This is a genomic window from Massilia sp. BKSP1R2A-1 (assembly GCF_050586525.1).
Classification (GTDB): domain Bacteria; phylum Pseudomonadota; class Gammaproteobacteria; order Burkholderiales; family Burkholderiaceae_D; genus Telluria.
In genome coordinates, this window is sequence record NZ_JBOBRE010000002.1 from 406,232 (window position 1) to 421,860 (window position 15,629).

Annotated in this window: 12 protein-coding genes and 1 riboswitch; of the genes, 4 read left to right on the forward strand and 8 right to left on the reverse strand. The window is 67.7% G+C overall.

Translation table 11 applies throughout. The features are described from left to right. Window positions 1–232 precede the first annotated feature (232 nt). Window positions 233–1,795, forward strand: coding sequence for a S8 family serine peptidase (locus tag ACQ7JA_RS05135; RefSeq protein ID WP_430895221.1), 1,563 nt, complete (start codon window positions 233–235; stop codon window positions 1,793–1,795). 48 nt (window positions 1,796–1,843) lie between these two features. Here ACQ7JA_RS05135 and ACQ7JA_RS05140 read toward each other — a convergent pair whose 3' ends face one another. After that, a complete protein-coding gene (locus tag ACQ7JA_RS05140) occupies window positions 1,844–2,362 on the reverse strand; it encodes a GNAT family N-acetyltransferase (RefSeq protein WP_430895223.1) in 519 nt (172 codons plus the stop codon). Then, entirely contained in the window at window positions 2,362–3,816 is a 1,455-nt protein-coding gene (locus tag ACQ7JA_RS05145) for a M28 family metallopeptidase (protein WP_430895225.1), read from the reverse strand. The genes ACQ7JA_RS05140 and ACQ7JA_RS05145 overlap by 1 nt, the downstream gene beginning before the upstream one ends. 195 nt (window positions 3,817–4,011) lie before the next feature. Here ACQ7JA_RS05145 and ACQ7JA_RS05150 point away from each other — a divergent pair, with 195 nt between their 5' ends. Together ACQ7JA_RS05150 and ACQ7JA_RS05155 are read left to right on the forward strand one after the other, a co-directional pair. After that, a complete protein-coding gene (locus ACQ7JA_RS05150) occupies window positions 4,012–5,721 on the forward strand; it encodes a molecular chaperone HscC (RefSeq protein WP_430895227.1) in 1,710 nt (569 codons plus the stop codon). 3 nt (window positions 5,722–5,724) lie between these two features. After that, a complete protein-coding gene (locus ACQ7JA_RS05155) occupies window positions 5,725–7,365 on the forward strand; it encodes a hypothetical protein (RefSeq protein ID WP_430895229.1) in 1,641 nt (546 codons plus the stop codon). On the opposite strand, the gene ACQ7JA_RS05160 is transcribed toward ACQ7JA_RS05155, so the two are convergent. From ACQ7JA_RS05160 to thiC, 6 genes are all read right to left on the reverse strand, one after another. After that, a complete protein-coding gene (locus ACQ7JA_RS05160) occupies window positions 7,366–8,079 on the reverse strand; it encodes an ion channel (RefSeq protein ID WP_430895231.1) in 714 nt (237 codons plus the stop codon). Window positions 8,080–8,117: 38 nt separating this feature from the next. Then, on the reverse strand, window positions 8,118–8,747 hold the full coding sequence (gene thiE / locus ACQ7JA_RS05165; RefSeq protein ID WP_430895233.1) for a thiamine phosphate synthase: 630 nt from the start codon (window positions 8,745–8,747) through the stop codon (window positions 8,118–8,120). A 10-nt stretch (window positions 8,748–8,757) separates the two neighbouring features. Then, window positions 8,758–9,501 (reverse strand): bifunctional hydroxymethylpyrimidine kinase/phosphomethylpyrimidine kinase, encoded by a 744-nt coding sequence (gene thiD / locus ACQ7JA_RS05170; protein WP_430895235.1) that lies wholly within the window; start codon window positions 9,499–9,501, stop codon window positions 8,758–8,760. Then, the gene (locus ACQ7JA_RS05175) at window positions 9,501–10,295 is read right to left on the reverse strand and encodes a thiazole synthase (protein ID WP_430895240.1); all 795 of its coding nucleotides are present in this window, start codon (window positions 10,293–10,295) and stop codon (window positions 9,501–9,503) included. Before ACQ7JA_RS05175 ends, thiD begins: the two co-directional genes overlap by 1 nt. Window positions 10,296–10,432: 137 nt before the next feature. Then, the gene (gene thiS / locus ACQ7JA_RS05180; RefSeq protein WP_430895242.1) at window positions 10,433–10,636 is read right to left on the reverse strand and encodes a sulfur carrier protein ThiS; all 204 of its coding nucleotides are present in this window, start codon (window positions 10,634–10,636) and stop codon (window positions 10,433–10,435) included. After that, complete coding sequence (gene thiC, locus ACQ7JA_RS05185) at window positions 10,636–12,549, reverse strand: phosphomethylpyrimidine synthase ThiC (protein ID WP_430895244.1); 1,914 nt, start codon at window positions 12,547–12,549, stop codon at window positions 10,636–10,638. Before thiC ends, thiS begins: the two co-directional genes overlap by 1 nt. 67 nt (window positions 12,550–12,616) lie before the next feature. After that, window positions 12,617–12,722: riboswitch (TPP riboswitch) on the reverse strand. A gap of 88 nt (window positions 12,723–12,810) precedes the next feature. On the opposite strand from thiC, the gene ACQ7JA_RS05190 reads away from it, so the two are divergent. Next, window positions 12,811–15,609 (forward strand): valine--tRNA ligase, encoded by a 2,799-nt coding sequence (locus ACQ7JA_RS05190; RefSeq protein WP_430895246.1) that lies wholly within the window; start codon window positions 12,811–12,813, stop codon window positions 15,607–15,609. Window positions 15,610–15,629: the final 20 nt, after the last annotated feature.

Sequence of the window (15,629 nt, forward strand, 5' to 3'; positions counted from 1 at the left end):
AATCGGCGTTCTTTCGGTTGTTTGGGGTAAAGATAGCATGCCACCCTCTGCCTTATGGAAGAGTTTTTCAAAAGAACTAGGTCTTGTGACCAATTCCCCACGGTCGCTCGGCACACGTATGCACACCTAGAAATTTCTGAAATACACTGCATTTCCGCATATGCGTGCGGAATAACAAGCGCACAGGGCCGGCAGAGCCCCGGAGTCATCTATTTTCAAACGGAGAACATCAATGGTAGACAACAACACTCGCGCAACTTCTCTTCGTGTATGCCTGGCCGCCATGCTGGCGGCCGGCCTCTATAGCCAGGCACAGGCCGCCGCGCCCGGCACCACCCGCGTCATCGTCGCCTTCAAGCCCGGTGCGGCCAGCGCAATGAAAGCGGCGGTCACGCAGGCCAAAGGCGCGGTCAAGCACGAGATCTTCGGCATGAACGCCATGGCGATCGAGGTGCCGGAAGTCGCACTGAAGGGGCTCGAGCACAACCCGAACGTCGAATACGTCGAGGAAGACGTGGTGCGCAAGCCCTTCGCGCTGACCAGCCCCTCGACCGGCACGCCCTACCAGAGCGGCCAGCTGGTCCCCTACGGCATCAAGCAGGTGCAGGCCGACCTGCTGTCGGACGCGAATGCCGCCAACCGCAAGGTCTGCATCATCGACTCGGGCTACGACCGCGCCCACGAAGACCTGTCGACCAATCCCGTCACCGGCGAATACGATGCCGGCACCGGCTGGTGGTACACCGACGAGAACCACCACGGCACCCACGTCGCCGGCTCCATCGCCGCCATCAACAACAGCGGCACCGGCGTGGTCGGCGTGAACCCGAACCAGCAGCTCAAGCTGCACATCGTGAAGGTGTTCGGCAAGGACGGCTGGGCCTATTCCTCGACCCTGGCCTCGGCCGCCAACAAGTGCGGCGCCGCCGGCGCCAACGTGATCAGCATGTCGCTGGGCGGCGGCCGCAAGAGCGTGACCGAGCAGCGCGCCTTCGACACCCTGTATTCCAAGGGCGTGCTGAACATCGCCGCGGCCGGCAACGACGGCAACACCGTGGTCTCCTACCCGGCCGGCTACACCAGCGTGATCATGGTCGGCGCCGTCGACGAGAACAAGCAGTGGGCCACCTTCTCGCAGTACAACAGCAAGGTCGAGCTGGCCGGTCCTGGCGTCGGCGTGCTGTCGACCGTCCCGATGGGCGGCGGCCAGGAAGCGGTCCTGAACGTGGGCGGCGTGGCCTATGCGCCGGGCGCCATGGAAGGCTCGCCGGTCAAGACCGCCACCGCGCCGCTGGCCGACTTCGGCATCGGCGACCAGGTCAACACCGCGGTCTCGGGCAAGGTCTGCCTGATCCAGCGCGGCACCGTGGACTTCGCCGTGAAGGTCAGCAACTGCCAGAACAGCGGCGGCGTCGGTGCGGTCGTGTACAACAACGTGGCCGGCGCCTTCGGCGGCACCCTGGGCACCACCGTCACCAACATCCCGTCCGTCACCGCCACTGATGCCGAAGGCACGGCGATGAAGGCCCAGCTGGGCCAGAGCGCGACGGTCGGCATCAAGGCCGGCAACTACGCCTACTTCGACGGCACCTCGATGGCGACCCCGCACGTGTCGGCGGTGGCGGCGCTGGTGTGGAGCTACTTCCCGACCTGTACCGCGGCGCAGATGCGCGCCTCGCTGACCAAGAGCGCGCTCGACCTGGGCACGGCCGGCCGCGACACCAAGTACGGCTTCGGCCTGGTGCAGGCGAAGGCCGCGCGCGACCGCATCGCTTCGCTGGGCTGCGGCAACTGATCCCCTGCCCTGCATGAAAAACGGGACGCCGCGTGGCGTCCCGTTTTTTCATTCGCCTGCCGCGAGCAGCAGGCGCATCTGCTGCTCCATATTGGAGGATCCCTCGCGCATGGGCCGCGGCGTGCCGCTCGCCTCGAAGCCGGCGCGTTCGTACAGCCGGACCACGTGGGCATTCGCGCGATTCACGCCGAGGTGCACGGCGCGCGCTCCACGCTTCCGCGCCCAGGCCAGGGCCTCGTCCAGCAGCCTTGATGCGACGCCACGGCCGCGGCTTTCGGGCGCCACCCAGACCTGGAACAGGTTCACGCGGTTCGTATGCGCCGCATCCACCTTGGCCCACAACATGCCTACCGGAGCGCCGTCCAGCTCGGCCACCAGGGGACAGTCGATCCCGGAAGACGCCGCCCGCTCCAGGCGCGCCGCCCATTCTCCGATATCCCAGGCCTGCGCTTCCGCCAGGGTCGCGCAGAACGCATCGGGCGCGTCCTCCAGCGCCCGCAGGCGGATAGCGCGGTAAGCCTGCCAGTCTTGCGGCTGCAGGCGCCGGATCACGGCCGCACCCACCATCACTTCGCGGCCGGCGCGCCGGCCTTCAGCTCGCGGCCCTTGGCGGCGTAGGCGGCCGCCTTCGGCACGGCCGTCCACTCGGGGCGGGTCGTGTCGTTGGCGATGTCAACCACGCCGCCCGCCAGCATGCGCGTCACGCGCGCCATATTGTCGTAGTCGAGCTTGTCCCAGGTGTCGTCCTTGCCGTGGTAGTCGGGGAAGGCGTAGGCCACCGACAGGGTATGCGCGGGCACGCCGGCGTCGGCCAGCGCCTGGTTGTCGGCGCGCGAGAAGAACATGTCGCTGAACGAGGCATGCTTCCACAGGCGCACGCCGCTGCGCTCGGCGCTCTTCTTCATCATCTCGCTGACGGTGGAGTAATCGAAGCCCGTCATCGCGACGGAATTCAGCTGCTTGCCCTCGCTGTCGTCGGTGCGGCCGGTCTGCTCCAGGTTGATCATGGCCACCGTGTCCTTCAGCGGGAACACCGGATGACGCGCATAGTACTTCGCGCCCAGCAGGCCGAGTTCCTCGCCCCACATGGTCATGAAGGCGATGCTGCGGCGCGGGCGTTCCTTGTTCGCGGCGAGGGCCTTGGCGATCTCGATCACCGAGACCACGCCGCTGGCGTCGTCGTTGGCGCCGTTGTACACCTCGCCGTCGCGGATGCCGACGTGGTCGTGGTGGGCCGTGACCAGCACGTAGCTGCTCTTCAGGCTCGCGTCCGATCCCGGCAGCACGCCGATCACGTTGCGCAGCTTGACCGGACGCAGCGCGGCGGCGGCGACGCGCGCCGTGACCGTGGCGCCGCCCTTCTCCAGCGCCTGGGCCGCGTCGGCCGCGTGCAGCACCAGCACCGGCACCGCGCCCTTCGCCGGCGGCTGCTCCGGATCGACCAGCCAGCCGCCGGTCCCGGCGCCATGGCGCTTTTCCTTGTCGACCAGGATCACCAGCGAAGGTTTGCCGGTCAGCTTCTGCTGCAGCACGCGGGCGGCGCCCGGCACCGGGCCGGCCGGCACCACCAGCACCTTGCCGTCGGCGGCGGCATTGTTCGCCAGCGCATCCTTCCAGGACATGAAGACGGTGGCGGCGCCGGCAACCGAGACCGCGTCGAGGAAGTTGCCGGTCACGCCGCCCGCGGGCACCTCGATGGTCGCGCCGCCGGCCTTGACGCTCAGGACCACGTCACCTTCCTTGCGCTCGGCGTACTGCCAGGTCGCGGTCTGGAAGTAGCCGTCGTCGCCGGCCGGCTCCAGGCCTGCGGCGCGGAACTGGGACGCGATGTATTCGGTCGCCACGTCCTGGCCACGCGAAGGCGTGCCGCGGCCTTCCAGCAGGTCGGAAGCCAGGAAGGAGACATGGCCGCGCAGGGCCTGCGGCGAAATGGCATCGAGCTGGGTCGGGACGGACGCGCAGCCGGCCGTGGCGAGGGCAATGACGAGGGCGGAGACAAGGGGACGAAACTGAGGACGCATGCGATTGCTTTCGGTGAGAGATGGCAAGAAAAGCAATATCGCACGGCGGGGCGAAGCGGTCAACGAACGGCGCCTGCGCCCATATGCATGCATATGGCGTTTTACCCACACCGTATAAAAGCGGGGCAGCCCGGCCATCGCCCCCGACTTGGCGGTAAGATCGTCCGGTTCACCTGCACATACGAGAGGAAAACGATGATCGTCGGGATCGACCTGGGCACCACCAACAGCCTGATCGCGGTATGGGAAGACGGCGCCGCGCGCCTGATCCCGAACAGCCTGGGCGAGGTCCTGACACCCTCCTGCGTCAGCGTCGACGAGGACGGATCCATCCTGGTCGGCCGCGCCGCCCGCGAGCGCCTGCAGACCCACCCGCAGCACAGCGCCGCCAATTTCAAGCGCCTGATGGGCAGCGACAAGACGCTCTTCCTGGGCAAGCGCGCCTTCCGGCCGGAAGAACTGTCCGCGCTGGTGCTGCGCTCGCTGAAGGAAGACGCCGAGGCGGCGCTCGGCCGCCCGGTCGAGGAAGCCGTCATCACGGTGCCCGCCTACTTCTCCGACGCCCAGCGCAAGGCCACCCGCGCCGCCGGCCAGCTCGCCGGCCTGAAGGTCGAACGCCTGCTCAACGAGCCCACCGCGGCGGCGCTGGCCTATGGCATCCACCTGCGCGAGGGCGAATCGAAATTCCTCGTGTTCGACCTGGGCGGCGGCACCTTCGACGTCTCGGTGCTCGACCTGTTCGACGGCGTCATGGAAGTGCGCGCCTCGGCCGGCGACAACCACCTGGGCGGCGAGGACTTCGTCACCGTGCTGGTCGAGCGCTTCTTCGAGACCAGCAAGGCGCCCGCCGCCCTGCGCCACGACGCCGCCTTCATGCAGCGCCTGGTCGCGCAGGCGGAACTGGCCAAGCGCGCGCTCAGCGACAGCCCGCGCGCCGAGATCATCGCCGGCGACGGCCGCCAGGACTACCGCATGGAGCTGGATGAGGCCACGCTGGAGAAAGCCTGCGCGCTGCTGCTGGCGCGCCTGCGCAGCCCGGTCGAACGCGCCCTGCGCGACGCCAGCCTGCCCCTGGCGGAACTGGACAACATCGTGCTGGCCGGGGGCGCCACCCGCATGCCCATCGTGCGGCGCATGGCGGCGCGCATGTTCGGCCGCTTCCCGTCCTGCGAGATCAATCCCGACGAAGTCGTGGCCCTCGGCGCCGCGGTGCAGGCGGGCCTCAAGATGCGCGACGCGGCCCTGGACGAAGTGGTGATGACCGACGTGGCGCCCTATTCCCTGGGCGTGAGCACCACGGTGCGCATCGGCGGCGACCATTTCTCGCACGGCCACTTCGACCCCATCATCGAGCGCAACACGGTGGTGCCGGTCAGCCGCGTGAAGCGCTACTTCCCGATCCGGGACGACCAGCAGCTCATCGAGCTGGTCGTCTACCAGGGCGAAGCGCGCATGGCCAGCGACAACATCAAGCTCGGGCAGCTGGAAGTGCGCCTGCCCCAGGGCACGGCCGACCATGGCGTCGACGTGCGCTTCACCTACGACGTCAACGGCCTGCTGCAGGTGGAGGCGACGGTGGTGGCGACGAAAGAAGTGCACAGCCTCGTCATCGAAGGCAATCCCGGCCTCTTGAGCGAACAGGAGATCGCCCAGCGCTTCGTCGCCCTGTCCGAACTCAAGATCCACCCGCGCGACCGGATCGAGAACCGCACCCTGCTGGCCCGCGCCGAGCGCCTCTACCAGCACCTGCGCGGCATGCCGCGCGAGCAGCTGGGCCGCGAGATCACCGGTTTCGAGACCGCGCTCGAATCGCAGGACCAGCGCGTCATCGCGCCGGCCGCGAAGTCCTTCCGCGACGTGGTCGACTATTTCGACCACCAGAGCTTCCTGCTGCCCGACGCCTGAGGCATGGAGACCACCTACGATTTCCTCGAGCTGCTCGAGCTGGACGAGAGCGCCTCGGCGAGCGACATCCGCCGCGCCTATGCGCGCAAGCTCAAGCGCATCGACCAGGAAGCGGATGCGGACGGCTTCCAGGCGCTGCGCAATGCCTACGAGGTCGCGCTGGACTGGGCGCGCTGGAAGCTGGCGCAGGATGCCCCACAGCCGGAAGCGCCGCCGGCCGCCGTGCCAGTCGCGGCGGAAGACGCACTGCCGGAAGAACAGCAGGCGTCGCAGGAAGACGAACCGCCCGAAGCGGTGCGCCTGGGCGGCGAAGTCTTTGGCCGCCTCGGCGAGAGCGCCAAGGCCCTGGCCGCGGCCGACAAGCTCGGCGACGTCGCTGCCTGGCGCGCCGCCATCGAGGCGCGCTTCGCCGACGAAGAACTGGTCAACATCGACGCCCGCATCTACTTCGAGGCCTACGTCGCCTCGATGCTCGCCAATGGCTGGCGCCCGGGACACGAGGCCCTGTTCGTGGCGGCGAAGGACGCCTTTGCCTGGGACGGCGACCGGCGCCGCCTGTGGCAGCTGGGCCAGGCCGGGCGCTTCCTCGACCAGGCCATCGAGGAGCGCCACGTCTTCGATGCGCTGCCGGCGGAAGAACAGGTGCGCATGCGCGAGCTGGCCAGGATGCTGCGGCAGTCGGACATTCCTGCGACCAGGCGCGTCCAGGCGGCGATGCCGGACACGGAACGCATGCTGGCGCGCTTTCCGGCCCTGATGGCGGTCGTCGCCGATATGGAGAACGCGGAGCGCTGGCGCAGCGCCTACCGCGAGGCGGGCGGCGCCCCGATTGCCTTCGACGTCCAGGAGCCGCTTCTCCAGGCAGCCGAGCCGAAGCGCACCTTCACGACCTGGCAAGGCATCGTCCTGTTCCTGGTCCTGAGCGCCGTGCTGCGCGCAGTCTTCAACCATTCAGGCGGCGAGCAGGAGAGCGGCCGCGGCTTCATTCCGCCGGCGTCGCAGCAGGCGCCGGCGCCCCGGTCAACGCCCGCCGTACCGCAGGCTGTCCTCGACCGCGTCGTGCCGCCCCTGCGCTATACCCCGCCGCCAGGCGCGCGATCCGGCAAGCTGGAAGTCGTCTACAAGGTGTTCCTGACCGAGGACAGGAAAGTGGAGCGGGTGCAGAACTGGCAGACCTCGGGCGAGCCGGGTTTCGATGCCGCCGTCGGCCTGGCGCTGCGCAATGCCGCCGCCTTCCCGCCCGCGACGCCCCGCCAGTTCGACGTGCGCTACACGGCCGATATCGCGGGCGCGGACAAGCGCACGACGCCGCCCGGGCCCGTGACCATCCCGGTGGAGACGCTGCGCGCACATATCCCACCGGTCCAGTTCCATCCAGCCCGCTCCGCCAGGGAGGGCAAGTACACCGGACGTTACCGGGCCATGCTGGATGCCGGCGGGCGGGTGAAGGAAGTCCAGGTCATCGCGTCTTCCGGCAACCTCCTGCTCGACATGGCCGTGGAAAAGGCGGTGCTCGATGCCAAGCCTTTCCCGGGCGGGCTGCAATCGTTCGAGTTCACCTATTCGAGCTCGGTCGTGCGCAAGCAGCGCGATTCCGAGCAGGAGCCGGAGCAGGACGCCCCGGACGATCCGCCGGCGGAATGATCAGTCCTTCTCCCATTCCTCGCGCTGCGTGCCGGGACGGCGCCGGTGCACCCTGCCTTGGGTGGTGAAGCCGATCAGGCGCGCCACCACGGCCGCCAGGTACATCACGCCGACCAGCATCTCGATGCTGCACAGGGCGCGCGCATGCACGGTCAGGGGAATCACGTCGCCGATGCCGGTGCTCGACAGCAGCGCGAAGCTGAGGTAATTCAGCTCGCTCCAGGAGCGCGGCGCCGAGGCGTTGACGGCGGCCGCGAAGGTACCGGGATGCAGTTCCTGCACCATCATGTACAGGTGGGTGAAGCCCCATGCCAGCAGGGTGAAGGTGGAGGCCGCGGCGAACAGCTCGTCGGTGGTGGCCTGGCGGTCGCCCATCATGTAGGCGATCAGGCTGCCGGCCGCATAGAAGTAGAACAGCGCTTCCAGCGCCGAGGACCAGGGCAGCAGCGTGCTGCGCAGGTCGAAAAAGGTCTGCAGCGCCAGCAGGGCGATGATCGGTACCGCCAGCGTGGCGCTGATCCAGGTCTCGCCCGGCGTGCGCCGCACCATGCGGATGGTCAGCGCCAGCACCACCACGCCGAAGACGTTGAAGGCCCCGTGCCCGGCCGGCGCGTGCTCGATGAAGGGATACAGCAGCATCCCGAGCAGCTGCACCAGCAGCAGGATGGCGGACGGGTGGCGGCGGGTATGGATCCAGAGGCGCAGCGGTCGCATGATGGGGTGGCGAAGTGGACAACACCGCTATTGTAGGATCACCCGCCCGGGAACAGCGCGCAAAACTGGCGTGCCGCCGCGTCCGGGTCGCTGGCCGCGTACACGCTCGTGATCGCCGCCACCATCGCCGCGCCGCGCGCCACCAGCGGCGCAGCGTTCTGCGGTGTCATGCCGCCGATGACCACCATCGGCAGGTCGACGCGGTCGCGCCAGACGTCGATGAGCTCCGGCGGCGTGACGAAGGTGTATTTCTTGACGGGTGAAGGATAAAAGCCGCCGAAGGCGACATAGCTCGCGCCCTGCTCGCGCGCCGATTCCGCCAGCTTCAGTTCGCCGTAGCAGGAGGCGCCGACGATCTTGTCCTGGCCCAGCAGCGCGCGCGCCTGCGAGACTGGCGCGTCCGTCCCGCCCACGTGCACGCCGTCGGCGTCGAGCTCGCGGCACAGTTCGAGGTGATCGTTGATGATGAACGGCCGTCCGTGGCGCCGGCACAGGCCCAGCAGGGCTTCCGCCTGCTGGCGGCGCAGCGCGGGGCTCGCAGTCTTGTGGCGGTACTGCACCAGGGCGGCGCCGGCCGCCAGCGCGCTGCCGGTGATGGCCAGCAGGCAGTCGGTATCGTCCCAATCGGGCGTGACGAGGTAGAGCCCCCGGAGATCGTGTTGTTTCAATGCTGTCCTTTCAATGCGTGTGCAGGATGCGGCGCGGGATGCGCTGCCCCGGCGCGACCCAGAAGGCGTGCGCCAGCGTCTGGTGGCAGTAGTCCTGGGCGTGCTCGAGTGCATCGCCCATGCCGTCGCCGTGGGCCAGGCGCGCGGCGATGGCGGCGGCCAGGGTGCAGCCGCTGCCGTGATAGTCGTGCGGCAGGCGTGGCAAGCGCCAGCTGCGCTGCTCGAGGCCGGCGCGCAGCCAGCGGTTGACGATGATGTCGCCCTCCCCATGCCCGCCGGTCACCAGCACGTGCTCGCAGGGGATCTCGCCGATCGCATGAAGCTCCGGCAGGTTGGGCGTGAGGATGGTGGCCAGCGGCAGCAGCTCGGCGAGCGCGGCGAGGGCGTTGCCCTTGCCGAGCGGATCGCCATGGCCGCTGGCCAGCACCGGGTCCAGCACCACCGGCAACCGGGGATCCGCGGCGCGCAGCTGGCGCAGCAGGCGGGCGATCGCCACCGCGTTCTCGCGGCTGCCGGGGATGCCGATCTTCACCGCATCGATGCTGCAGGTGTCGATCAGGGCGTCGGCCTGGCGCGCGACGAGGCCGGCATCGACCGGCTGCACCTCGTGCACGCGGTTGTTGTCCTGCACGGTGAGCGCCGTCGCCACCGGCAGCGCATGGCCGCCGAGGGCGCCGATGGCGGCGATGTCCGCCGCCAGGCCCGCGCCCCCGCCCGGGTCGAGCCCGGCGAATACGAGGACGGTGGGCACCATCAGGTCGCCAGGCCCGCGGTCGGCGAGGAAGGCGAACCGGCGAAACGTTTCGGCATGCGCCCGGCCAGGTGGGCTTCGCGTCCCGCGATGACGGCGTGGCGCATGGCGCCTGCCATCCGCACCGGGTCGCGCGCCGCGGCGATCGCCGTGTTCATCAGCACGCCGTCGCAGCCCAGCTCCATCGCGATGGCCGCGTCGGACGCCGTGCCGACGCCGGCGTCGACCAGCACCGGGACGCTCGCCTGCTCGATGATGAGCGAGAGGTTCCAGGGATTCAGGATGCCCATGCCGGAGCCGATCAGGGAGGCCAGCGGCATCACGGCCACGCAGCCGATCTCCTGCAGGATGCGGGCCTGGACCGGGTCGTCGCTGCAGTAGACCATCACGTCGAAACCGTCGCGCACCAGGGTCTCGGCGGCCTTGATCGTTTCCGGCATCTGCGGGAACAGGGTTTTCTCGTCGCCCAGCACCTCGAGCTTGACGAGCTTGCGCCCGCCCAGCAGCTCGCGCGCCATCTGCAGGGTGTAGACGGCGTCCTTGGCCGTATAGCAGCCGGCCGTGTTGGGCAGGATGGTGAATTCATCGGGCGGCAGCACGTCCAGCAGGCTGGGAGCGTTCGGGTCCTGGCCGATGTTCACGCGGCGGATCGCCACGGTGACGATCTCGGCGCCCGCCGCCAGGGTGGCCTCGCGCGTCTGCGCCAGGTCGCGGTACTTGCCGCTGCCGACCAGCAGGCGCGAAGCGTACTGGCGGCCGGCGATGGTCAGGAAGTCATTTTCAACTATTGCATTCATTGTTATCTCCTCATGTAGGGTGGGCGGTCCTCCGCCCACGCGTTCAATGAAAATAGCGTCGCCACAGTGCGTCCGAAAGTCGAACGCGCGGACGGCGAAGCGTGATCTGGTCCACTGGCCCAGATCACCCCTACGATTCAGCCGCCACCGATGGCGCGCACGATGTCCACCCTGTCCCTGGCCTGCAGATTTCGCTGCGGCCACTGCGGGCGCGGCACGACTTCGCGGTTGACCGCGACCGCGACCGCCTGGCCGCCCAGGCCCAGCTGGCCGGCCAGGTCATGCAGCGACACCCCCGGCGCCACCAGGTAGGGCGAACCGTTCAGTTCGATCTCGACCATCACACCTCCCGGTACAACCTGGCGCCGCTGCGCACGAACTCGATCGCCTTTTCCTGCATGCCCTGCCTGAGCGCCGCTTCTTCGCCCACGCCGCTGGCGGCCGCGTACTCGCGCACTTCCTGGGTGATCTTCATCGAGCAGAAATGCGGGCCGCACATCGAGCAGAAGTGGGCCACCTTGGCGGAATCCTTGGGCAGGGTCTCGTCGTGGAAGGCGCGCGCCTTGTCGGGGTCCAGGCCCAGGTTGAACTGGTCTTCCCAGCGGAACTCGAAGCGCGCCTTCGAGAGCGCGTTGTCGCGCAGCTGGGCGCCGGGGTGGCCCTTGGCCAGGTCGGCCGCGTGGGCGGCGATCTTGTAGGTGATGATGCCGTCCTTGACGTCCTGCTTGTCCGGCAGGCCCAGGTGCTCCTTGGGCGTGACGTAGCACAGCATGGCGGTGCCGTACCAGCCGATGGTGGCCGCGCCGATGCCCGAGGTGATGTGGTCGTAGCCGGGCGCGATGTCGGTGGTGAGCGGGCCCAGGGTATAGAACGGCGCTTCGCTGCACTGCTCCAGCTGCAGGTCCATGTTCTCCTTGATCAGGTGCAGCGGCACGTGACCCGGGCCCTCGATCATGGTCTGCACGTCGTGGCGCCAGGCGATTTGCGTCAGCTCGCCCAGGGTCTTCAGTTCGGCCAGCTGGGCTTCGTCGTTGGCGTCGTAGATCGAGCCGGGACGCAGGCCGTCGCCCAGGCTGAAGGACACGTCGTAGGCCTTCATGATCTCGCAGATCTCTTCGAAATGCGTGTAGAGGAAGGATTCCTTGTGGTGGGCCAGGCACCACTTGGCCATGATCGAGCCGCCGCGCGAGACGATGCCGGTCAGGCGCCTGGCCGTCATCGGCACGTAGGCCAGGCGCACGCCGGCGTGGATGGTGAAGTAGTCGACGCCCTGCTCCGCCTGCTCGATCAGGGTGTCGCGGTAGATCTCCCAGGTGAGTTCCTCGGCCTTGCCGCCGACCTTTTCCAGCGCCTGGTAGATCGGCACCGTCCCGATCGGCACCGGGGAATTCCGGATGATCCATTCGCGGGTCTCGTGGATATGCTTGCCGGTCGAGAGGTCCATGACGTTGTCGGCCCCCCAGCGGATCGCCCACGTCATCTTTTCCACCTCTTCGCCGATCGAGGAGGTGACGGCCGAGTTGCCGATATTGGCGTTGATCTTCACCAGGAAGTTGCGGCCGATGATCATCGGTTCGATTTCAGGGTGATTGATGTTGGCGGGGATGATGGCGCGGCCGCGGGCGACCTCGTCGCGCACGAACTCGGGCGTGATCTCGGCCGGAATGCTGGCGCCGAAGGACTGGCCCGGGTGCTGGCGCGCCAGCAGGCTGGCCACGCGCGCTCCCATCGGGCCGGAATCGACGAGCGACGCCAGGTATTCCTTGCGGCGCAGGTTCTCGCGCAGGGCGATGAATTCCATCTCCGGCGTGACGATCCCCTGGCGCGCGTAGTGCATCTGGGTGACGTTGCGCCCAGGCTTCGCACGGCGCGGGGTACGCTGCAACTCGAAGCGCAAGGCAGCCAGGGCCGGGTCGCGCAGGCGCGCCTGGCCGTACTCGGAGCTCGGGCCGGACAGCTCTTCGGTGTCGCCGCGTTCCAGTATCCAGGGCAGGCGCGGCGTGTTCAGGCCACGGCGCACGTCGATGCTCGCCGCCGGGTCGGTATAGGGGCCCGACGTGTCGTAGACAAAGAGCGGCGGATTCGCCTCGCCGCCGAAACTGTCCGGCGTCGGGGATTGCGAGATCTCGCGCATCGGCACGCGGATATCGGGCCGGCTGCCTTCGATATAGACCTTGCGCGAGTTGGGGAAGGGTTCGATCGCCGCCTGGTCGACCGTGGCGGTCGCAGCGTCGAATTTGAGTGGTGCGTTCATGTGGCTCCTTTGCGGAGCCAGCAAAGGAGTGTGCCAGATACGAGGAGGCGCGCGCGGCTGCGCACGGCCATGCTTCTGACTGCTTCCCTTCGCTGGCATTATCCAGATCAGGTTCGGAGGGTATTTCTCACCCGCGTGTCGCTTTTGCGACAGCAGGACCCCTAGCGTGTGCTGCCCTGGAAGTTCCAGAAGCAGCGGGCCGGATTATAGCGCCATCTACTCTATAATGGTTCTTTTCGCACAATTTTTAAGTCACCAATCATGGAACTTGCCAAGTCTTTCGAGCCCGCAGACATTGAACAACACTGGCGCACCGAATGGGAACAGCGCGGTTATTTCACCGCCACCATGGAAGACGGCAAGCCGTCGTTCGCCATCCAGCTGCCGCCGCCGAACGTCACCGGCACCCTGCACATGGGCCATGCCTTCAACCAGACCATCATGGATGGCCTGACCCGCTACTACCGCATGCGCGGCTACAACACCGCCTGGGTACCGGGCACCGACCACGCCGGCATCGCCACCCAGATCGTCGTCGAGCGCCAGCTCGACGCCCAGAAGATCTCGCGCCACGACCTCGGCCGCGAGGCTTTCGTGGAGAAGGTCTGGGAGTGGAAGGAAAAGTCGGGCAGCACCATCACCGGCCAGATGCGCCGCATGGGCACCTCGCCGGACTGGAAACGCGAATACTTCACGATGGACGAGCCGCGCTCGAAAACCGTCACCGAAGTCTTCGTGCGCCTGTTCGAACAGGGCCTGATCTACCGCGGCAAGCGCCTGGTCAACTGGGACCCGGTGCTGGGCACGGCCGTCTCGGACCTGGAAGTCGACTCGCAGGAAGAAGACGGCTCGATGTGGTACATCCAGTACCCGCTGGCCGACGGCTCGGGCCACCTGACGGTGGCAACCACCCGTCCCGAAACCATGCTGGGCGACGTCGCCGTGGCCGTGGACCCGACCGACGAGCGCTATACCCACCTGCACGGCAAGCTCCTGACCCTGCCGCTGACCGGCCGCCAGATCCCGGTCATCGCCGACAGCTACGTGGACAAGGAATTCGGCACCGGCTGCGTGAAGATCACCCCGGCCCACGATTTCAACGACTACGCGGTCGGCCAGCGCGCCGGCATCGCCCCGATCAACATCTTCACGCTCGACGCGAAGATCAACGAGAACGGCCCGGCTCAATACCAGGGCCTGGACCGCTTCGCCGCGCGCAAGCAGATCGTCGCCGACCTGGAGGCGCAGGGCCTGCTGGAACAGGTCAAGCCGCACAAGCTGATGGTGCCGCGCGGCGACCGTACCGGCGTCGTCATCGAACCGATGCTGACTGACCAGTGGTTCGTCGCCATGAGCAAACCGGCGCCGGAAGGCACCTTCAACCCGGGCAAGTCGATCACCGAAGTGGCGCTGGAAAAGGTCGCCAACGGCCAGATCAAGTTCGTGCCTGAGAACTGGAGCACCACCTACAACCAGTGGCTGGGCAACATCCAGGACTGGTGCATTTCGCGCCAGCTGTGGTGGGGCCACCGCATCCCGGCCTGGTATGGCGAGAACGGCGAGATCGTCGTCGCCCGCAGCGAAGAGGAAGCGCAGGCCAAGGCCGCCGCACAGGGCATCACGGGCGCATTGCGCCGCGACGACGACGTGCTCGATACCTGGTTCTCCTCGGCCCTGGTGCCCTTCTCGACCATGGGCTGGCCGGAAGAGACCCCGGACATGAAGCACTTCCTGCCTTCGTCGGTGCTGGTGACCGGCTTCGACATCATCTTCTTCTGGGTCGCCCGCATGGTGATGATGACGGCCCACTTCACCGGCAAGGTACCGTTCGAGACCGTGTACGTGCACGGCCTGGTGCGCGATTCCCAGGGCCAGAAGATGTCGAAGTCGAAGGGCAACACGCTCGACCCGATCGACCTGATCGACGGCATCGACGTCGAGTCGCTGGTCGCCAAGCGCACCACCGGCCTGATGGACCCGCGCGGCGCCGAGAAAATCGCCAAGGCCACCCGCAAGGAATTCCCGGAAGGGATCCCGGCCTTCGGCACCGACGCCGTGCGCTTCACCATGGCGAGCTACGCCTCGCTGGGCCGCAACATCAACTTCGACCTCGGCCGCTGCGAGGGCTACCGCAACTTCTGCAACAAGCTGTGGAACGCCACCCGCTTCGTGATGATGAACACGGAAGGCAAGGATTGCAGCGCCCCGAATCCGGAAGACCTGTCGCCCGCCGACCGCTGGATCGTCTCGCTGCTGAACCGCGTCGAACTCGATATCGCCAAGGGCTTCGCCGACTACCGCTTCGACAATATCGCGAGCAGCATCTACAACTTCGTCTGGTACGAATACTGCGACTGGTACCTGGAACTGGCCAAGGTCTCGGTCCAGCAGGGCACGGAGGCGCAGCAGCGCGCCACCCGCCACACCCTGCTGCGCGTGCTGGAAGTGGTGCTGCGCCTGGCGCACCCGATCATCCCCTTCGTCACCGAAGCGCTGTGGCAGGCGATCGCGCCGCTGGCCGGCAAGACCGGCGACACCATCATGCTGCAGCCCTACCCGCTGGCCGACACCTCGCAGATCAGCGAAGACGCGGAAAGCTGGATGGAGCAGCTCAAGGCCCTGATCGACGCCACCCGCAACCTGCGCGGCGAGATGTCGCTGTCGCCGTCGGTGCGCGTGCCGCTGATCGTGGAACCGGGCACCGCTGAAGACCGCGCCCGCATGACCGCCTTCGCGCCCTATATCCAGGCACTGGGCAAGCTTGCCGAGGTGCAGATCGTCGATGCGCTGCCGGAATCGCCGGCCGCCGTGTCGATCGTCGGCACCACCAAGCTGATGCTGAAGGTCGAGATCGACGTCGCCGCCGAGCGCGAGCGCCTGTCGAAAGAGATCGCGCGCCTGCAGGGCGAGATCGCCAAGGCCAGCGGCAAGCTGTCCAACGAGAGCTTCGTTGCGCGCGCCCCGGCCGCGGTGGTGGAGCAGGAGAAGGAACGCGTCGCGAACTTCTCGGCGACGCTGGCCAAGATGCAGGAACAGCTGTCCAAGCTGCCGGCTGCCTGATCGGTTTCGCTCCATTGAAA

Coding starts and splice junctions, on each gene's coding strand:
- ACQ7JA_RS05135 (WP_430895221.1), top strand. CDS start 233: ATGGTAGACAACAACACTCGCGCAACTTCTCTTCGTGTATGCCTGGCC.
- ACQ7JA_RS05175 (WP_430895240.1), bottom strand. CDS start 10,295: ATGAATGCAATAGTTGAAAATGACTTCCTGACCATCGCCGGCCGCCAG.
- ACQ7JA_RS05145 (WP_430895225.1), bottom strand. CDS start 3,816: ATGCGTCCTCAGTTTCGTCCCCTTGTCTCCGCCCTCGTCATTGCCCTC.
- thiS (WP_430895242.1), bottom strand. CDS start 10,636: ATGGTCGAGATCGAACTGAACGGTTCGCCCTACCTGGTGGCGCCGGGG.
- ACQ7JA_RS05160 (WP_430895231.1), bottom strand. CDS start 8,079: ATGCGACCGCTGCGCCTCTGGATCCATACCCGCCGCCACCCGTCCGCC.
- ACQ7JA_RS05150 (WP_430895227.1), top strand. CDS start 4,012: ATGATCGTCGGGATCGACCTGGGCACCACCAACAGCCTGATCGCGGTA.
- ACQ7JA_RS05155 (WP_430895229.1), top strand. CDS start 5,725: ATGGAGACCACCTACGATTTCCTCGAGCTGCTCGAGCTGGACGAGAGC.
- ACQ7JA_RS05190 (WP_430895246.1), top strand. CDS start 12,811: ATGGAACTTGCCAAGTCTTTCGAGCCCGCAGACATTGAACAACACTGG.
- thiD (WP_430895235.1), bottom strand. CDS start 9,501: ATGGTGCCCACCGTCCTCGTATTCGCCGGGCTCGACCCGGGCGGGGGC.
- thiC (WP_430895244.1), bottom strand. CDS start 12,549: ATGAACGCACCACTCAAATTCGACGCTGCGACCGCCACGGTCGACCAG.
- ACQ7JA_RS05140 (WP_430895223.1), bottom strand. CDS start 2,362: ATGGTGGGTGCGGCCGTGATCCGGCGCCTGCAGCCGCAAGACTGGCAG.